Source organism: Oceanisphaera pacifica (assembly GCF_017498065.1).
GTDB lineage: Bacteria > Pseudomonadota > Gammaproteobacteria > Enterobacterales > Aeromonadaceae > Oceanimonas > Oceanimonas pacifica.
On sequence record NZ_JAGDFX010000003.1, the window covers coordinates 1 to 16,938 of the forward strand.

15 protein-coding genes and 1 tRNA gene are annotated in these 16,938 nt (G+C 46.1%); 8 read left to right on the forward strand and 8 right to left on the reverse strand.

Annotation, left to right across the window (positions count from 1 at the left end; translation table 11 throughout):
- Positions 1–266: 266 nt before the first annotated feature.
- Together yedE and yedF are read left to right on the forward strand one after the other, a co-directional pair.
- Positions 267–1,475: a selenium metabolism membrane protein YedE/FdhT gene (yedE, locus tag J3U76_RS02730; protein ID WP_208004156.1), complete on the forward strand. Its 1,209-nt coding sequence runs from the start codon at positions 267–269 to the stop codon at positions 1,473–1,475.
- Complete coding sequence (gene yedF / locus J3U76_RS02735) at positions 1,462–1,704, forward strand: sulfurtransferase-like selenium metabolism protein YedF (protein WP_208004157.1); 243 nt, start codon at positions 1,462–1,464, stop codon at positions 1,702–1,704. Before yedE ends, yedF begins: the two co-directional genes overlap by 14 nt.
- Before the next feature lie 15 nt (positions 1,705–1,719).
- On the opposite strand, the gene J3U76_RS02740 is transcribed toward yedF, so the two are convergent.
- From J3U76_RS02740 to J3U76_RS02755, 4 genes are all read right to left on the reverse strand, one after another.
- Entirely contained in the window at positions 1,720–2,037 is a 318-nt protein-coding gene (locus J3U76_RS02740; RefSeq protein ID WP_208004158.1) for a translation initiation factor, read from the reverse strand.
- Positions 2,038–2,039: 2 nt separating this feature from the next.
- Entirely contained in the window at positions 2,040–3,203 is a 1,164-nt protein-coding gene (gene nagA, locus J3U76_RS02745; protein WP_208004159.1) for an N-acetylglucosamine-6-phosphate deacetylase, read from the reverse strand.
- A gap of 13 nt (positions 3,204–3,216) precedes the next feature.
- Positions 3,217–3,999 carry a glucosamine-6-phosphate deaminase gene (gene nagB / locus J3U76_RS02750; protein WP_208004160.1) on the reverse strand — a complete coding sequence of 261 codons (783 nt, stop codon included), beginning with the start codon at positions 3,997–3,999 and terminating at the stop codon, positions 3,217–3,219.
- Between the two features lie 582 nt (positions 4,000–4,581).
- Positions 4,582–4,657 (reverse strand) — tRNA-Asn (locus J3U76_RS02755).
- Positions 4,658–4,811: 154 nt separating this feature from the next.
- Here J3U76_RS02755 and uvrB point away from each other — a divergent pair.
- Positions 4,812–6,812: an excinuclease ABC subunit UvrB gene (uvrB, locus tag J3U76_RS02760; RefSeq protein ID WP_208004161.1), complete on the forward strand. Its 2,001-nt coding sequence runs from the start codon at positions 4,812–4,814 to the stop codon at positions 6,810–6,812.
- Positions 6,813–6,908: 96 nt separating this feature from the next.
- On the opposite strand, the gene J3U76_RS02765 is transcribed toward uvrB, so the two are convergent.
- Both J3U76_RS02765 and corA read right to left on the reverse strand, forming a co-directional pair.
- Entirely contained in the window at positions 6,909–7,376 is a 468-nt protein-coding gene (locus tag J3U76_RS02765) for a CreA family protein (RefSeq protein WP_208004162.1), read from the reverse strand.
- Between the two features lie 21 nt (positions 7,377–7,397).
- On the reverse strand, positions 7,398–8,345 hold the full coding sequence (gene corA, locus J3U76_RS02770; RefSeq protein ID WP_208004163.1) for a magnesium/cobalt transporter CorA: 948 nt from the start codon (positions 8,343–8,345) through the stop codon (positions 7,398–7,400).
- A 192-nt stretch (positions 8,346–8,537) separates the two neighbouring features.
- Here corA and J3U76_RS02775 point away from each other — a divergent pair, with 192 nt between their 5' ends.
- Together J3U76_RS02775 and J3U76_RS02780 are read left to right on the forward strand one after the other, a co-directional pair.
- A complete protein-coding gene (locus tag J3U76_RS02775) occupies positions 8,538–9,041 on the forward strand; it encodes a DUF922 domain-containing protein (protein ID WP_341534288.1) in 504 nt (167 codons plus the stop codon).
- A gap of 89 nt (positions 9,042–9,130) precedes the next feature.
- Positions 9,131–10,057, forward strand: coding sequence for a hypothetical protein (locus J3U76_RS02780; RefSeq protein ID WP_208004164.1), 927 nt, complete (start codon positions 9,131–9,133; stop codon positions 10,055–10,057).
- Between the two features lie 50 nt (positions 10,058–10,107).
- On the opposite strand, the gene mnmC is transcribed toward J3U76_RS02780, so the two are convergent.
- On the reverse strand, positions 10,108–12,168 hold the full coding sequence (gene mnmC, locus J3U76_RS02785) for a bifunctional tRNA (5-methylaminomethyl-2-thiouridine)(34)-methyltransferase MnmC2/FAD-dependent 5-carboxymethylaminomethyl-2-thiouridine(34) oxidoreductase MnmC1 (RefSeq protein ID WP_208004165.1): 2,061 nt from the start codon (positions 12,166–12,168) through the stop codon (positions 10,108–10,110).
- 105 nt (positions 12,169–12,273) lie between these two features.
- On the opposite strand from mnmC, the gene fabB reads away from it, so the two are divergent.
- On the forward strand, positions 12,274–13,488 hold the full coding sequence (gene fabB, locus J3U76_RS02790) for a beta-ketoacyl-ACP synthase I (protein ID WP_208004166.1): 1,215 nt from the start codon (positions 12,274–12,276) through the stop codon (positions 13,486–13,488).
- A gap of 481 nt (positions 13,489–13,969) precedes the next feature.
- Here fabB and mobA read toward each other — a convergent pair whose 3' ends face one another.
- The gene (mobA, locus tag J3U76_RS02795; RefSeq protein WP_208004167.1) at positions 13,970–14,587 is read right to left on the reverse strand and encodes a molybdenum cofactor guanylyltransferase MobA; all 618 of its coding nucleotides are present in this window, start codon (positions 14,585–14,587) and stop codon (positions 13,970–13,972) included.
- 201 nt (positions 14,588–14,788) lie between these two features.
- Between mobA and J3U76_RS02800 the strand changes: the two genes are divergently transcribed.
- Both J3U76_RS02800 and J3U76_RS02805 read left to right on the forward strand, forming a co-directional pair.
- Positions 14,789–16,003 (forward strand): CynX/NimT family MFS transporter, encoded by a 1,215-nt coding sequence (locus J3U76_RS02800; protein WP_208004168.1) that lies wholly within the window; start codon positions 14,789–14,791, stop codon positions 16,001–16,003.
- Positions 16,004–16,082: 79 nt separating this feature from the next.
- Positions 16,083–16,931 carry a DNA ligase gene (locus tag J3U76_RS02805; protein WP_208004169.1) on the forward strand — a complete coding sequence of 283 codons (849 nt, stop codon included), beginning with the start codon at positions 16,083–16,085 and terminating at the stop codon, positions 16,929–16,931.
- Positions 16,932–16,938: the final 7 nt, after the last annotated feature.

Below are 16,938 nucleotides of genomic sequence, written 5' to 3' on the forward strand. Positions count from 1 at the left end.
AACCAACGAAACTCAGTATTGTTGGTAAACAACGACGATGCTGGATGAAAACAGCGCATCTTGAGAAGGTGTTGATGGCAGGAATATCTTCAATGGTTAAAAACTAAACACTCATGCGGTTGCCCTGCAGTGAACAGGGTGTTTTTTTATCGCGCGTGCCTTATTACCTTTAAGAATGTTATTGCTGCTCATTATGCCCGCTTTAGTGGTAAGATACGGATTCTATTTTAAGGAATGTCACGCTGGCACATGAAGAGCAACCTATTATGAAACCCATGATCTCCCTTATTTTTCAACGCCATTGGAATCCTTATCTGGTGCTACTTATGGCCGGCTTACTCAGTGCATTGTATTTTGGCTTAACTTCTACTGTGTGGGCTGTGACCGGTGAGTTTACTCGTTTGGGAGGCGATATATTAGGCCTGTTTGGTGTGGATGCCTCTGGCTGGCAGTATTTTAATATGGTGAAGCTTGAAGGGGCCACTTGGGAGCGTGCCGATGGCTGGATTGTATGGGGGATGTTTATAGGTGCCCTGATCATGGTGCTGCTAAGTAATAGCTTTAAAGTGAGGCTGCCCCAACAAAAACGCCGTTATGTGCAAGGACTGGTAGGCGGCATTATTGCCGGTTTTGGGGCACGATTAGCGCTGGGCTGTAATTTGGCAGCCTTTTTTACTGGTGTACCTCAGTTTTCACTCCATTCGTGGATCTTTATTGTGGCAACGGGAATAGGGACTTTCTTTGCCGCTAAGTTAACCAAGATGCGCTGGTGGAAAGGGCGTCCCTCGTTAACGCGCGGTGCAGCTGCACCTTCTCAGGTTAAAAAACGCCTTATTCAGCCCTATATGGGGGGCGTGATTGCCATCGCCTATTTAAGCTTAATGCTGTACTTTTTTGTATCAGGGCAAACGCGACTCGGCTTAGGCGCGCTCTTTGGTTTGGCGTTTGGTATTTTAATTGAGCGTGGCCAAATCTGCTTTACTGCGGCCTTTCGTGATTTATTTTTGGTAGGGCGCAGCTTAATGGCCAAAGCCATTATCTTGGGGATGGCATTAAGCTCTATCTTCACCTTTATGGTTATTGTGTTATATGGCTTAACCCCTATTACGCAAATTGCGGCACTTAGCACCTTGGTAGGGGGCGTATTATTTGGCTTTGGTATTGTGCTAGCGTCGGGGTGTGAAACAGGCATGATGTATCGATTAATGGAAGGTCAGGTGCTGTTTTTACCTGTGTTTGCCGGCAATATCATAGGGGCGACTTTGCTTGCTTATGCTTGGGATCATCTTGGCGTGTATGAGTTATTAGTGAGCAGTGGCGCGAAAATTAACCTGTTTGAGGCCATTGGCCCTGTGGGAGCTTTGTTGGCGACACTGGCCATGTTAGGCGGACTCTATGCCCTAACGGTATACAAAGAGCGCAACTACCACCGTCAATTCACACAAAAGAAGAGCGTGAGACATGAAGCATACTGATAAAGAAGCCGATTTTACTCTCGATTTACGGGGGGAGTCTTGTCCTTATCCCGTGGTATATACTCTAGAGGCATTAGAGGGCATGAGTAAAGGTGAGCTATTACAAGTGATCACCGATTGCCCTGGTTCGTTTCGTAATGTACCAGAAGAGGCGCTGGCTCATGGCTATACTTTTGCCAAAGAGCCAGTCAAAAACGGGCAAGAATATTTGTTTTTTATTTATGCTTAAATGTGCGTTGACGCTTTAGCCACCTGCTTGCTTAACCTTGAGCCCCGCTTTAACCAGTAGGGCTTGTACTTGTGCTAGGCGATCGCCTTGAATTTCGATGACACCTTTTTTAACGGCGCCGCCTGTACCCAGCTGCTTTTTTAGCTGCTTGGCAAGGGCACCGACTTCGGTGCTGGGAACGCCATAAATACAAATAACGCCTGCCCCTTTACGGCCTTTGGTTTCGCGACGTAGTCGGATCACGCCATCGTTAGGAAATAGGCCCTCTTGCGTTGAATGATCCTCTGTAGGAGCTTGCCAATTGGGATCGGTACTATAAACCAGTTTATTCATTATTAACTCCTAATGCCTGAATGAAATTGTCCATTCACCAAAGTGGCTTTAACGCTAAGTGTATCGTTTAGCTCACCCGTTAACACCGCCAAGTTAGCAACCTTGCCAGGGGCAATAGAACCTAAGTGATGATCTTGGCCAATAGCGCGAGCGGGATATAAACTGGCCATGCGCAATGCTTCTTCAGCTTTAATGCCCATTGCGATTAAATGACGAACACCGGCTATCATGGTCAGCGAAGAGCCTCCCAAAGTACCTTGCTCATCCACACATTGGCCATCGCGTATCCATACCTTAGTACCACAAAAATCAAAATACTCAAGCTCTGCCGGGGCACCGGCGGCGGCAGTGGCATCTGTGACTAAGCACAGCCGAGGCCCCAATATTTTATGCGCTAACCGCACATTTGCATCGTGCACATGAATACCATCAGCAATAATACCCGCATAAATATTAGGACTATCGTACACAGCTCCTACTACGCCTGGCATGCGGCCATTGCTGGTTGGGGTCATGGCATTGTAAAGGTGAGTTGCAAAACCAACGCCTGCCGCTATGCCTTGCATGGCTTCATTATAGTTAGCCGCAGTGTGCCCCATGGCCACTAAAATGTCGGCGTTAGCGAGGGCTTGAATATGGTGTGAAGGATGACACTCAGGGGCTAAAGTAACTTTGGCAATCACATTGCCATGCTGACACAAAAAATCGAGCATAGCAGGGTCTAGCGCTCGAATAAGCGGTGCCGGATGAATGCCTTTGCGCTCAAGGTTGGTGTAAGGGCCCTCTAGATGCAGCCCTAATACGTGGTGCTTGTGCTGAGCCATATAGGCTTGAGTGACAGCTACGGCTTGGCGAATGTCGGCATCGGTGGCCGTTATTAAGGTAGGCAAAAAGCTGGTGGTGCCAGAGGCTAAGTTAGTGCGCTGCATACTTTCGAGGGTGGCAATACTAATATCGCTATTAAACATGACACCGCCACAGCCATTTAGCTGCAAATCAATAAAGCCGGCGGTGAGTAAGGCACCGCCCTGTGTATAGCAGGGTAGCTCTGGGGGTAAAGCCGAACGGGGGGTTATCGCGCTAATATGTGCGCCGTCGATGATCAACGCATGATCATCTAGCCAATATTCACCAGTAAATATGCGGCATTCAGTGAGCGCAAACACGAATTACTCCTTTTTAGCTTAAAGCGTGAATATCTTGGATGTTAGGGGAGGCTTGCAAGCGTGCTGTAGCCGATTGATCACACACAATCATGCTGCGTTTATGTAATTGCAAACAAGAGATGGGCCACACAGGGTTGACCTCACCCTCTACAGCAGCTTGTAGCGCGTGAGCTTTGTGCTCACCTGTCACCAATAACATCACTTCTTCAGCATCTAATAAGGTACCTAGACCAACAGTAATGGCTTCATTCGGAACTAGAGAGAGATCATTATCAAAAAAGCGTGAATTATCTTGGCGGGTAATATCGGTGAGGCTAGTCACTTGGGTGCGAGAATCAAAAGGGGTCATGGGCTCATTAAAGGCAATATGCCCATTACTGCCTACTCCACCCATAAACAAATGTACACCACCAAAGTGACGAATGGCTGCTTCATACTGCTCACACTCTGCCGCCATATCTTCAGCATTACCGTTTGGGATATAAATCTGCTCAGGCAAAATATCGATATGCTGAAAGAAGTGCTCATGCATAAAGTAATGATAGCTATGAGGATGAGTAGCAGAGAGGCCAATGTACTCATCCATATTAAAGGTCACAACATGGCGAAAGCTGATCTCGCCTGCCTGATACAGGCGAATAAGCTCTTGATAGGTGCCCAGTGGCGTACTGCCTGTCGGTAGGCCCAGTATAAAAGGGCGCTCGGCAGTAGGAGCAAAGTTATTAATACGCTCGGCAATATAGCGAGCAGCCCAGTGACAAACTTGATCGGCATTAGTGAGGGGAATTAAACGCATGTGAATGTCTCGTAATAAAAGATTATGCAGCCTAACATATTTTGGCGGTCTAATAATAACAAGCTAGAGTGAACGAATAAAAAATTATAACTTTGCTTTTTTAAGGCTTCAGTAAGAATATCGGATTAACCGAGTAAAAAAAGCAGTTAAGTGAACGAAACCTAGATGTAGCGCATAAGTTAATTGTAAAAAGGTACTATCACTCATATAAAACCCAACGCATTTTTTAGTTGACTTATAAGTTCATTTTTTATTTTGATAGTTTTAAGGTTATGCACAATCACGCTAAGTCACGGCTAGTCAGGCTTAGCGCCAGTTATCCACCATTTCTGTGGATAAGGTTGTGCATTACCTGATGGAAACTCCAGTGAGCCCAGTGGCAGCAAGCATCTTAGATAAAGCGGCAGTTTTTTGAGCTAAAGTTAATTCTTTAAAAATCAGTAGGTTAATTTTTAGCATAGCAGCAACTAGGTGATTATCTGTACGATAGTCGCCTTATTTAGAATAAAAGCACAAAATGTGGATTTTTGTAGAATGTCAAACTATTTGCAGGGGATAACTCTGGGGGAGGTGTCACTAATTTGGCTCCCCTTGCTGGACTTGAACCAGCGACATACGGATTAACAGTCCGGCGTTCTACCAACTGAACTAAAGGGGAATCTCATACGAGGCCGCAGATAATACCCACCTTAATAAGGTGGGTCAAGGATAATGTATATATATTCGAGCTTGCAGTGGTAAAGGCACTTTTTGCTTAAATTTAGTGCATCACAAAGGGTAAACTGGTCATTAAGATGAAAGGAGACTGTAAAATGAGCAAAGACTTCCAATTGGTCAGTGACTATCAGCCTGGGGGCGATCAGCCAACGGCCATTGCCCAGCTATTAGAGGGCATAGAGGCAGGTTTGGCGCATCAAACCTTGCTAGGGGTTACCGGCTCGGGCAAAACCTTTACCATGGCTAATGTGGTGGCAAGTTTAAATAGACCTACCATGATTTTGGCCCCCAATAAGACTTTGGCGGCTCAGTTGTATGGCGAAATGAAAGAGTTTTTTCCGCATAATTCGGTTGAGTACTTTGTGTCCTATTATGACTATTATCAGCCCGAGGCCTATGTTCCTACTACAGATACCTTTATTGAAAAAGACGCCTCTATTAATGACCATATAGAGCAAATGCGCTTGTCGGCGACTAAAGCGTTAATGGAGCGGCGCGACGTTATTATAGTGGCCTCGGTATCGGCGATTTATGGCTTGGGTGATCCACAGTCTTATTTGAGCATGATGCTGCATTTGCGCACCGGCGATATACTCAATCAGCGTGATATGCTGCGCCGTTTGGCTGAGTTACAATATACTCGCAACGACGCAGGTTTTCAGCGTGGTACCTTTCGGGTGCGCGGTGAGGTGATTGATATTTTTCCGGCGGAGTCTGATAACCAAGCGGTGCGGGTCGAGTTATTTGATGATGAAATAGAGCGACTGAGCTTATTTGACCCTTTAACCGGGGGCGTATCACAAACGCTGGCGCGTTTTACTGTTTACCCTAAAACTCACTACGTGACTCCGCGAGAAAAGCTATTAGATGCGGTTGAGCATATAAAGGCGGAGCTAAAAGATCGCAAAGCGCAACTGTTGTCAGCTAACAAGTTGCTTGAAGAACAGCGCATTAGTCAGCGTACGCAGTTTGATATTGAAATGATCCAAGAGCTGGGGTATTGCTCGGGCATAGAAAACTACTCTCGCTATTTATCGGGCCGAGGTGAGGGAGAAGCGCCGCCAACTTTATTTGATTATTTACCTGCTGATGGTCTGCTGATCATTGATGAGTCTCACGTGACAGTGCCACAAATCGGCGGCATGTATAAAGGGGACAGATCGCGCAAAGAGACCTTAGTGGAGTATGGTTTTCGACTGCCCTCGGCACTCGATAACCGACCCATGCGTTTTGAAGAGTTTGAAGCCTTAATGCCACAAACTGTGTTTGTGTCGGCCACTCCCAGTGCCTATGAGCTTGAAAAGTCCGGTGATGATATCGCTGAGCAAGTGGTTCGCCCCACGGGGTTATTAGATCCTGTGATTGAAGTGCGCCCAGTGGCGACCCAAGTTGATGATGTGCTGTCTGAAGCGCGATTGCGTATTGCGGCTAATGAGCGGGTGCTAGTTACTACTTTAACCAAGCGCATGGCAGAAGATTTATCAGAGTACCTAGCGGATCACGGACTAAAAGTGCGCTACTTACATTCTGATATTGATACTGTAGAGCGCATGGAGATTATTCGTGATTTACGCTTAGGTGAGTTTGATGTACTGGTCGGTATTAACTTATTGCGTGAAGGGCTAGATATGCCAGAAGTCTCACTGGTCGCTATTTTAGACGCCGACAAAGAAGGCTTTTTGCGCTCAGAACGTTCACTTATTCAAACCATAGGGCGTGCTGCACGTAACTTAAATGGCAAAGCGATTTTATATGGCGATAAAATTACCCGCTCTATGGAAGCTGCCATTAGCGAGACCGAACGCCGACGCGAGCTACAACAAGCCTTTAATGAGCAACACGGTATTACGCCTAAAGGTCTGACTAAAGCCGTGACCGATGTGCTAGATTTAGATGGGACTCAACGCATAGGTTCAAAGCGAGCGAAACATAAAACCGACTTCCCTGAGCATATTCTGAGTGCGAAAGAGCTGGATAAGCAGATAACGGAGTTAGAAAAAGTGATGGTAACCCATGCGCAAAATCTTGAGTTTGAACAAGCGGCTGCCACCCGTGATCGCATACACACCTTGCGCGAACAATTGATCCGCAGTTAACACATAGCTGTGCGCTTTACGCTATAAGTTAAAGATAAACATCGTCTTGTTTACTGATAGCGTAATGCGTATAGCGTTAAGTTAATCCACTAACTCTTAGGGTTGAGCAGGCGTTTCATAGGCTGTTGTTCCCCATAGCGGCACGGTCGACATGGCATGCTTATAACTGCCGCTGGTTTCTTTGGTGCTGTAAGCTAAATACAGTAAAGACTGGCTTTGCTCATCATAGATACGACGAATTTTTAGACTTTTTAAGAAAATGCTTTTTGATTTCTTAAATACCACTTCACCACTTTTTGATTTATCAATACCGGTTATCATGGCTGGAGTAATTTCGCCGGTTTGGCGACAACTTATTGACATGTCAGAAGGATCAGCAAGATTTAAATTAGCCACCACGTTCGACATATGACAGGTCACACCGGGTACAAGCGGGTCGGCCAATACTTCAATTTTGATGTCTTTGGTGGTGAATAAGCCTAAAGATACATCCCCCACCTCATTATTATCACAGCCGCTTAGCAGTAAGGCGGCAGCCCCGCCTAAAATGCATTTTTTTATCATGGGCAACTCCTTATAGACAGCTTATAACCAGCCTTTACGTTTAAAGAAATAATAAGTGCCACAGGCAGACATTAGCATCAAGATCAGCGACATAGGGTAACCATAATCAAAGCCAAGCTCGGGCATAATTTCAAAGTTCATACCGTAAATACTGGCAATTAAGGTCGGAGGTAAAAAAACCACGGCTGCCACCGAGAAAATTTTGATCACCTTACTTTGTTCTAGGTTGGTAAAGCCTAGGGCAGCGTCGAGCTGAAAGTTTATTTTATCAAATAAAAATTGGGTGTGTGGCAGTAACGACTCTATATCATAGAGCATTTCATCGACCCAACGGCGCTGCTCATCATCTGATACTTGACGCAGTGAACGCTTTAGAAAACGTAATGCTCGGCGGGTATCATATAAAGCGAGACGAATATGACCATTACCGTCTTCTTGTAGCATTAACTCCGAGATGGTGGTGTGCAAATTACTCACATCCAGCACTTCTTTGGCGGTCGCTTCAAGGGTTTTGTAGCCATCTTCTATTAAGTCAGAAATATACTCAATTTTAAGCTGAAATATTTCTAGCAATAAGTCGGTGGCATTGTCTGCTTCTAGTTTTTCTTGGCGCATATAATGGCGTAACAGGCGCATTAGTCCTAAGTCGTCTTCACGAAAAGTGATGAGTAGATCATCACGCAACGTAAAGAGTACGTTGATGCCGTCAATTTCTTTACCCATGCGCTGAGGAAATAAAGAATGCACATGTAAGCCGTCTTTATCGCGATAAAAACGCGCCGAGGCTTCAATATCATCTAGTTCGTCTAGCTCGGGTAACTCTTCCACAAACAGCTGCTTCATCCATTGCTGTTCATGTTCGTCAGGCTTAAAAATATCAAGCCATAAGGTGTTTTTAGGAACCGCACTGTCGAGATCGAGCGGCTGAATGGTGATAGAAGTTCCATCTAAGGTATAGGCTGTGATCATGCAGCACTCCGACTAATGAAGGATATGCGCAGCACTATATAGGTGCTTGAGTAATATGTCAGGTTGTCTGTGCAGTTTACTCGACATATTAGGGTTAAATTTGGCCAGATTCCCTCTAGACTCAAATGACTTGAACTCGACTAAGGCCTATAATAAAAAATGTTGACCATCAATGCATGTCGGAGAGCGATTGTGAAACTGCTAAGTTATGCGTTAATTTTATTGCTGGCCATGCCGACCTTGGCCAATGAGATGGTACTTAAAGCCCGCCAAACGGTGGATATTTACGGATCGAGCACGCTCGAACCCAACTTGGCAGACGTTGACTACCAACTATCTTGGAAACTGTCGGGGGTGTATACTGAGGCGGGATGTCGGCCGTCTCACGTACAAGTCTCCCTTAGCGCCACTGTGACAGAGCCATTAACTTGGCCACAAACTCCCGAGTGGCAAAATTATCGTTTAGCGTTAACGGGTTATGAGCGGCTAGTAAGAGAGCGCGCTTTATTATCTGCGCAGTGGTTAGAAGCGTCACTGTTTCATATTGCTGCACAAGATACTTGCCAGCAGCTACAAGAAATAGCGGATAACGTGGGGTATCATCAACTTAATATTGCCCGTACTTTATTACGTAACTTTCAACAACAAAATGATTATGGGCGCCGTTTAGGGTTATTACGACCTACGCAGCAGTAATGTACATTCTTATTGACAAGGACGAGCGTCAGTAAATGTCGGGTATGTTATGGTGCTAATTACATGTTATTAGGCAATAAGGTAGTTGAATGAATAAATTAGCAATTGCAGTCGCTGTTGTTATAGCAGCAGGGGTAGGAGGTATGGGTTATGTTAACCACGCGGCAAGTAAACAAGTACGAGCAGAAATAGATAAACAATTAGCTTTAGTGAATGAGCAAACCGGCGCTGTTATTACTTATGCCGATGTGTCTGCCAGTATGATATCTAATAGCGTGACTGTTACCGACCTGTTAGTGAAAGATCCCACAGGTGAGCGTATGGCTAACATTGATAGTATTGTTGTTACAGGGTATGAAGCAGATAAACTTCCCCCGAGTTCTTCAGTTAATATCAATCATTTTCAATTTGATGATGGCTTTATTGCACAATTCCCTGCCGAGACTAATTTAATGTTAGCTTCTGCAAGTTATGATCTTCACTCAGCACTTGATTACGATGAAGCATCCGGTGACAGTGAGCTGGTCATTGATGTTAGTGCAAACGACATAGTGAGTATTCACCTTGATATGGGGCTGAGTAATACTAATCAATTAATGGCGGTCTCGCTTGCTGCACAGCAACAAGCCAGAACTCAGCCGCTAACAGAACAACAATTATTTGAACAGCAAATGAAGATAATGGAAGCTATGTTCGAAATAGAGCCTCGTTATTTGAATATAGTTCTCAATAATCAAGGCGAGCTTGAAGCTTTATTGGAAAGTGAGCTAAGCAAACAAGGAATGAGCCTTGAGCAAATGCAAATGATGGTTGAGCAGCAATTACAACAAGCTCCCGTAACCGACGAGGTAGCACAAGCTATGGGTGGCTTTGCTAAAGGGTTAAATTCTTTTTCGTTGTCTGCAAGCCTGCCTAAAGGGCAAAATATGATGGAAGTTAACGAACAAATGATGATGTTGATGGGACAACCTCAGCAGCAAGCTAAGCTGATTAACTTAGAGGTGAACGGCGACTAGTGCACAATACGATTATCTTTAAAGGGCCTCTTTGGGCCCTTTTGGGGCTGTTAACGCACTGTTTTTCCTTTTAATCGTTTGCGCAGCCATAATCGATTCGGATTTAACGATGCTAATTGCTCACGGGTGAGTGGATAAGGCTCATCTAATAGTTGTGCCACCAGCACTTCTGCCAACAAAGGCGCTGTACATAGCCCACGCGACCCTAAAGCTGACATTACATATAAACCAGGATAATCGTCGGGTAAGGGGAGCGACTCTTTATGGCGCTGTGGCATATTCTGATATTGCTGTAATTGTTGTGATTTATGTGGCGCCGCCCCCACTAATGGTAAATGATCACGACACACAGCGCGCACACTCACGCGTCCAGCACCCAGGGTAGGCGTTATATCATTTAGGGCAGGTAAGGTGCGAGTGAGTTTATTGAGATTATCTTGCTCATCGGATGCTTGATATTCTAACGCTTCTTGGTCATGAGCGTAGCTTGCTCCCACACAATGGCACCCTTGCCACTGGGGCGTTAAATAGCCTTCGTAACAGACCACTGTATTAAGTCCGGCAAGGGTTGGGGTGCTAGGCTGATAATTAACCTGCCCACGTACCGATGACACAGTAAGCTGGCGTGTTTGCCATAGCTCTCTTATTTGATGACCATTAGCAAGAATGACATTGTCTGCTAATAAAACGTGTGTTGATGCTGAGTCTGAATACTGAGTTTTGGCGGTTGCTGGTGCTGAATGGGTTACATTTAATTGCCATTGCTGGTTTTCTTGCTGGTTGAGAGAGCGAACACGGGTATTGTAGTGGCAGTGTAATAAACCGCTTTGGTGAGCGGCGGTAATAAAAGCTTTTGTTAGCTCAAAAGGGCACACCCAGCCCGCCAAAGGGTACTCTATGCCTTCAAGATTAGCCTGAACGCCCGTACGTTTGTTAACTTGGTCAGGTGTTAATGGTTGCACTATATCGGTATTAAATGGCGCTAAAATGTTCGCTATTTTAATCGCACTTTTTTCATTAAAGGCTAATTGCACTACGCCACACCAATCATGTGCCACTTGATGCTCTTTCATTAGCGGAGACAGCAAGCGCCGGCCGTATAAAAAAGACTGTAAATAAATCTGACTTAAGGTGTCATGCTCACCATTCAATAGCGGGTAAACTGCTGCTTGTCGATTACCCGATGCTCCCACTGCCGGCTCTGCGCCTTGTTCAATCAGAGTCACCTGTTGGCCACGACGGGTAAGCGCATAGGCGAGGCTGGCACCAGCAATGCCTGCCCCTATAATTACAGTGTGTGTCTGGCTTTTTATATCCGCCGCCATCTGTCCTGGGCGGCGCCAGAACCAGGGGGCAGAGTAGGGGGGACGAGGCTGGCTACGGCGTACACCGGTTATCATATTACGTTTTCGGCCAAACCCTTTTGGCCTTGTCACGTCAAACCCTGCTTCAGTGAGCCCGCGGCGCACAAAACTGGCGGCTGTAAAAGTAGATAAGGTTGAACCATTACGAGCTAAGCGTGCAATTTGGTTAAATAAACTTTGGGTCCACATCTCGGGGTTTTTGCTTGGGGCAAAACCATCTAAGTACCAAGCATCGACTTTTCCTGCTAAGCCCGCTTCCATTTGCGGCAGCACATCCGCCACATCCCCCAGCCATAAATCTAGGCTCACCTTATCGTCTAACCACAGTCGATGGCAGCCAGTCACGGCGTTAGGATATTGGGCTAACAAACGTTCGCTTAAAGTGCTAAGCTCTGGCCATTGGCTCAGAGCCTGTTTTAGATCAAGGTGAGTCAGTGGATATTTTTCTACGCTTATCAAATGTAGGCGTTGAGCGTTACCCTTCGGATGTTGCCGACGGTAATCAAGAAAAGCGTGCCATGTGGCCAGCATATTTAAGCCGGTACCAAAACCGGTTTCGGCGACCACAAATAGCGGGCTGTCATGTTGCACCCAACGGTGTGCTAGATTATTTTGTTCGATAAACACATAGCGTGACTCGGCAAGCCCTTGGCCGCTATAAAAGTAAATATCGTCAAATGCAGCAGCAATAGGTGTGCCCTGGTCATTCCAGTCCAGACACGCGGTTGTAATGAAGTGGGGTGACACTGAACCTCCGGGGCCGTAAAAACGGCTATTTTATGTGAAAGCAGACCACTTTGGCCATGGTTTATGGTTAGAATTGGCGCTAAATCAATACAGTAGGAAGGATAGATGAGAAGAGCAGTTATTACCGGTATCGGTGTAGTGTCCAGCATTGGTAACAATCAAGAAGAGGTTTTGGCCTCACTCAAGGCGGGCCGCTCCGGTATTAGCTTTTCCCAGCAGTTTGCTGATCATAACTTGCGCAGCCATGTTTGGGGAGACATAAACATGGTTCCGTCCGAACATATTGATCGAAAAGTGATGCGTTTTATGGGTGATGCGGCCGCGTTTGCCTATTTATCCATGGAAGAAGCCATTGCTGATGCTGGTTTAGATGAATCTATGGTGTCTAATGAGCGCACAGGGCTAGTTGCCGGCTCAGGTGGGGCATCTTCTAAAAACCAAATTGCCGCGTGCGATACACTGCGCGAAAAAGGTGTGCGTCGTGTAGGTCCATATATGGTACCTCGTACTATGTCATCTACCGTATCGGCCTGCTTAGCCACTCCTTTTAAAATTAAGGGTATTAACTATACCATTAGCTCAGCGTGTGCTACCTCTGCCCACTGTATTGGTCATGCACTAGAGCAAATTCAGCTTGGCAAGCAAGACATCGTTTTTGCCGGTGGCGGTGAAGAAGTCGACTGGACGCTGGCGTTACAATTTGACGCCATGGGTGCGTTATCAAGCAAGTATAATGAGACTCCCGAATTAGCGTCTCGTACTTATGATGCAGGCCGTGATGGTTTTGTTATCTCTGGCGGCGGCGGCATGGTAGTGGTTGAAGAGCTAGAGCATGCACTAAAGCGTGGTGCTAAAATTTATGCGGAAATTACCGGTTACGGTGCTACTTCAGATGGCTACGACATGGTAGCGCCATCAGGCGAAGGCGCGGTACGTTGCATGCAACAAGCCATGGCCACTGCTCCTTCTGCGGTGCAGTATGTAAATACCCACGGTACTTCTACTCCTGTGGGCGATGTAAAAGAGTTAGAAGCCATTAATAATTTATTTGGTGATAACGCGCCTTATATTTCAGCTACTAAAGCCATGACTGGTCATGCGTTAGGGGCGGCAGGTGTACATGAAGCTGTATATTCATTATTGATGATGGAGCATGGTTTTATTGCGCCTAGCATCAATATTACTGAGCTTGATGAAAAAGCCCAGAACTTGCCGATTGTTACTGAATATAAAGAAGCAGAGCTAGACACCGTTATGTCTAACAGCTTTGGTTTTGGCGGCACTAACGCCAGTCTAGTATTCAGCAAGTACAAAGCATAATTATTGTATTGCTACGCGGTACGAAAAAAGGACGCCACGGCGTCCTTTTTTGATCTTAAATGGCAGCGCCGAGCACCAAGCTAAGAGTAAGCCCCAGTCAATCAGTCTGGGGTGTTTTATGTAGATACTCTGTTGGACGTCAAGGCTTTGCACTATATTGTTATGCGCCCTTATTTCGTCTTTGCGAGCGTAGCGCGGCAATCCATCTCAAAGGAAAGCGCTACATCTAACGCTGACCGCGTTACGTTAAAGAAAAACTGCGGTTTTGTTTTTTCATCAGGCGCTCAGCGTAAAGCGTATAGAAAGCCGGAAGCTCAGAGCTGGAAGCGGTAAGCTAAACAAAAACACTGAGGCATTTTTATTTTTGGTTTTACTTCCGGCTTCTAGCTTCAAGCTTATTACTGTCTGTTAAATGGATTGCCGCGTCGTTGCACTCCTCGCAATGACCAAAGGGTGGCTCTGGCTTTTTGTAGGGGCGAACTTATTCGTACAAAAAGGGTAGCGCCGAGCCTTGCAGGGGAGTTTGCTCTAATTGTGCTAATGCTTCTGGCGTATTGAGATTAGTAAAAGCGGCGACTTGATCGCTAAAGTCTACTTTTATTAACTCATGCTGAGCAAACCATAACTGTAGCTTACGATCCCCCCCTGATAAATAATCACGCAACGAGGGCAATAGCGATCTATGCAACAAAACCGTAGCGGCATGTATGCGCTGCCCATCATCCACGACCGCTATTTGACATGAATGAGTAACGGCATTACACAAGCGCTGGGCTAAATCAGCGGGTACTAAGGGGCTATCGCAAGGGACAAATAACACCCACTCGCTGGGGGCTGCACTTAGGCCGGCTTCAAACCCGGCAAGTGGGCCGGCAAAATCAGCCACCGTATCACTAATAACGGGCGCATATTGCTGATAGGCACAGTGGTTTCGATTGGCATTAATGATAATGCTAGCCACTTGTTTGCTCAGGCGAGATAATAGGTGCGCCACTAATGGCTGACCCCATAAGCTGATTAGTCCTTTATCGGCGCCTTGCATGCGACGACCTTCGCCTCCGGCTAAAATCACCGCCGTAATGTGTTTTGAATTTAACAAATGATAGTTCCTATTAGTGCCCTTACTGACCAGTGCCGATGGATATTATAGGCACTGGTTGCATACATTAGCGACTTGCTCTCTAAGCTTGCAGATCCTACCATGGGCGGCTGCCATTTAGTGTCTGTACCTTGTGTGTTTAAGATTTTTATTAGGTCACCGGCTTTGGTTATTTATTTTACTTCTATCTAAGGAATCATAATGACGACAAATACGCCGACCAGTCCTTTTGCTGGTCGCCCCGTGATTGCATTATTAGCCATAGCGGCATTAATGTTAGCCGCCGCTAACTTGCGGGGTGGATTAGTAGTGGTAGGTCCCTTAGTGATGGAAATTCGAGCAGCTCTTGATATCAGCGCCAGTGCCTTTAGTTTGCTCACCACCTTGCCGCTGATTTGCTTTGGAGTCATGTCTATTTGTGTGCCTTGGTTTACCCGTCGCTGGGCACCGCAGTGGATTGCAATTGTTGGGCTTATGGTTATCAGTTTAGGAGTGGGTCTGAGGTTGGTGGATAATTACCCACTGGTGATTGTGGGCACCTTATTACTGGGTTCAGCCATTGCAGTATTAAATGTATTGATCCCAGGCTTGGTTAAAGCTTTTTTCCCCAACAGTGTTGGCCTTATGACAGGGCTATATTCTGTTACTTTAAGTTTAGGGGCAGGGCTTGGGGTATATCTTGCTATTCCACTATTAGAACAATTTGATAATTGGCGTGTGCCTGTCGCTATGTGGGCAATATTCCCATTATTTTGCTTATTATTTTGGCTACCCATGGTGCGGGTTAAGGGAGTCGGGCGCCCAGCTAACCCGGTACGAATTAGTCTGTGGAAAGATAAAATAGCTTGGTCTATTACCTTGTATATGGGCTTACAGTCGTTTTATTTTTATTCAGTGGCAACTTGGCTCCCTAAAATACTGATTGAAAATGGCCTTGATGCTCACCAAGCGGGTACCGCTACCGCACTGATTAACTTAGTGAGTATTCCATTTAATCTTATTGTTCCCATACTGGCCGCTAAAATGACAAACCAGCGGGTGTTAGTTTTTGGTACCTTTGTTGTGTCATTTACTGGTATTGTCGGTTTATGGTGGCAGCCTGATGCAGCACCTTTGTTGTGGGCCTCATTTATTGGTATGGGTTGTGGTAGCTCACTGAGCTTGGCGTTATCTTTTTTTGTACTGCGAGCAAATAATACTGCACAAGCGACCGCGTTATCTGCCATGGCACAAAGCATTGGTTATTTGTTGGCTGCCTTGGGGCCGGTATCGCTTGGGCTATTGCGTGATATAAATGGTCATTGGCAGTGGGCGCTATTGCTGATGTTAGCACTGCAATTCGGGCAAGTGGCTGCGGGTTGGTCTGCGGCACGTGCGATTAATGTTGTGCCGGATCAAGACCGTACGTCAGCTTAAAGCTGTGTTCTCACCTATGCTTGGTAGAAGAGGGGGGGACGAGTTTAATCCCTTTATGATCAACCAAGGAGGGTGAGGTATGCGTAAGCTTCCACTATGGGCACCATTAATGGTGTCTTTTATTGTATTGTCCAGCACGGGTTATGCTGAGGGGATTGCTCTGCCGCCTTTGCAATTAGCGGCCGAGTATCAACAGCAAGATGCCAGCTTATACCGAGTGAGTGAAAAGCTCGATGGCGTGCGTGCTTATTGGAATGGACAGCAACTTGTTTCACGCAGTGGCCATTACTTTTCAGCGCCTGCTTGGTTTACGGATGGCTTTCCAGATACGCCTCTAGACGGTGAATTATGGATAGGTCGTGGTCAATTTGAAGCCGTATCTGCGGCTGTGCGTCGTTATCAGCCTATTAAAAGTGAATGGCGCACCATTCGATTTATGGTGTTTGATTTACCTGCGAGTAATGCTCCGTTTGAGAAAAGATTACAGGCGCTAAAACCCTTAATTGCCGATATTAACTCGCCTTATTTAGCGCTAGTGGAGCAGCGGTTAGTGAAGGATAATGCCGAGCTTGCCGCACTACTTCATCAAGTTGATACTTATGGTGGTGAAGGCCTGATGCTGCGCCATCGACAAAGCCTTTATCAAGCGGGACGGCATCAAGACTTGTTAAAATTAAAGCAGTTTCATGATGCGGAAGCGAGAGTGATAGCGCATTTACCAGGACTTGGAAAATACCAAGGAATGCTAGGTGCCCTATTGGTGGAAACAACCGATGGCCGACAGTTTAAACTGGGTACCGGCTTTAGTGATCAGCAGCGCAAACAGCCGCCTGCCATTGGTTCAACCGTCACCTATCGTTATCAAGGTAAAACTGCTCAGCAATTACCCCGTTTTGCCAGTTTTATGCGAGTCAGACACCCAGATTAATATTTAC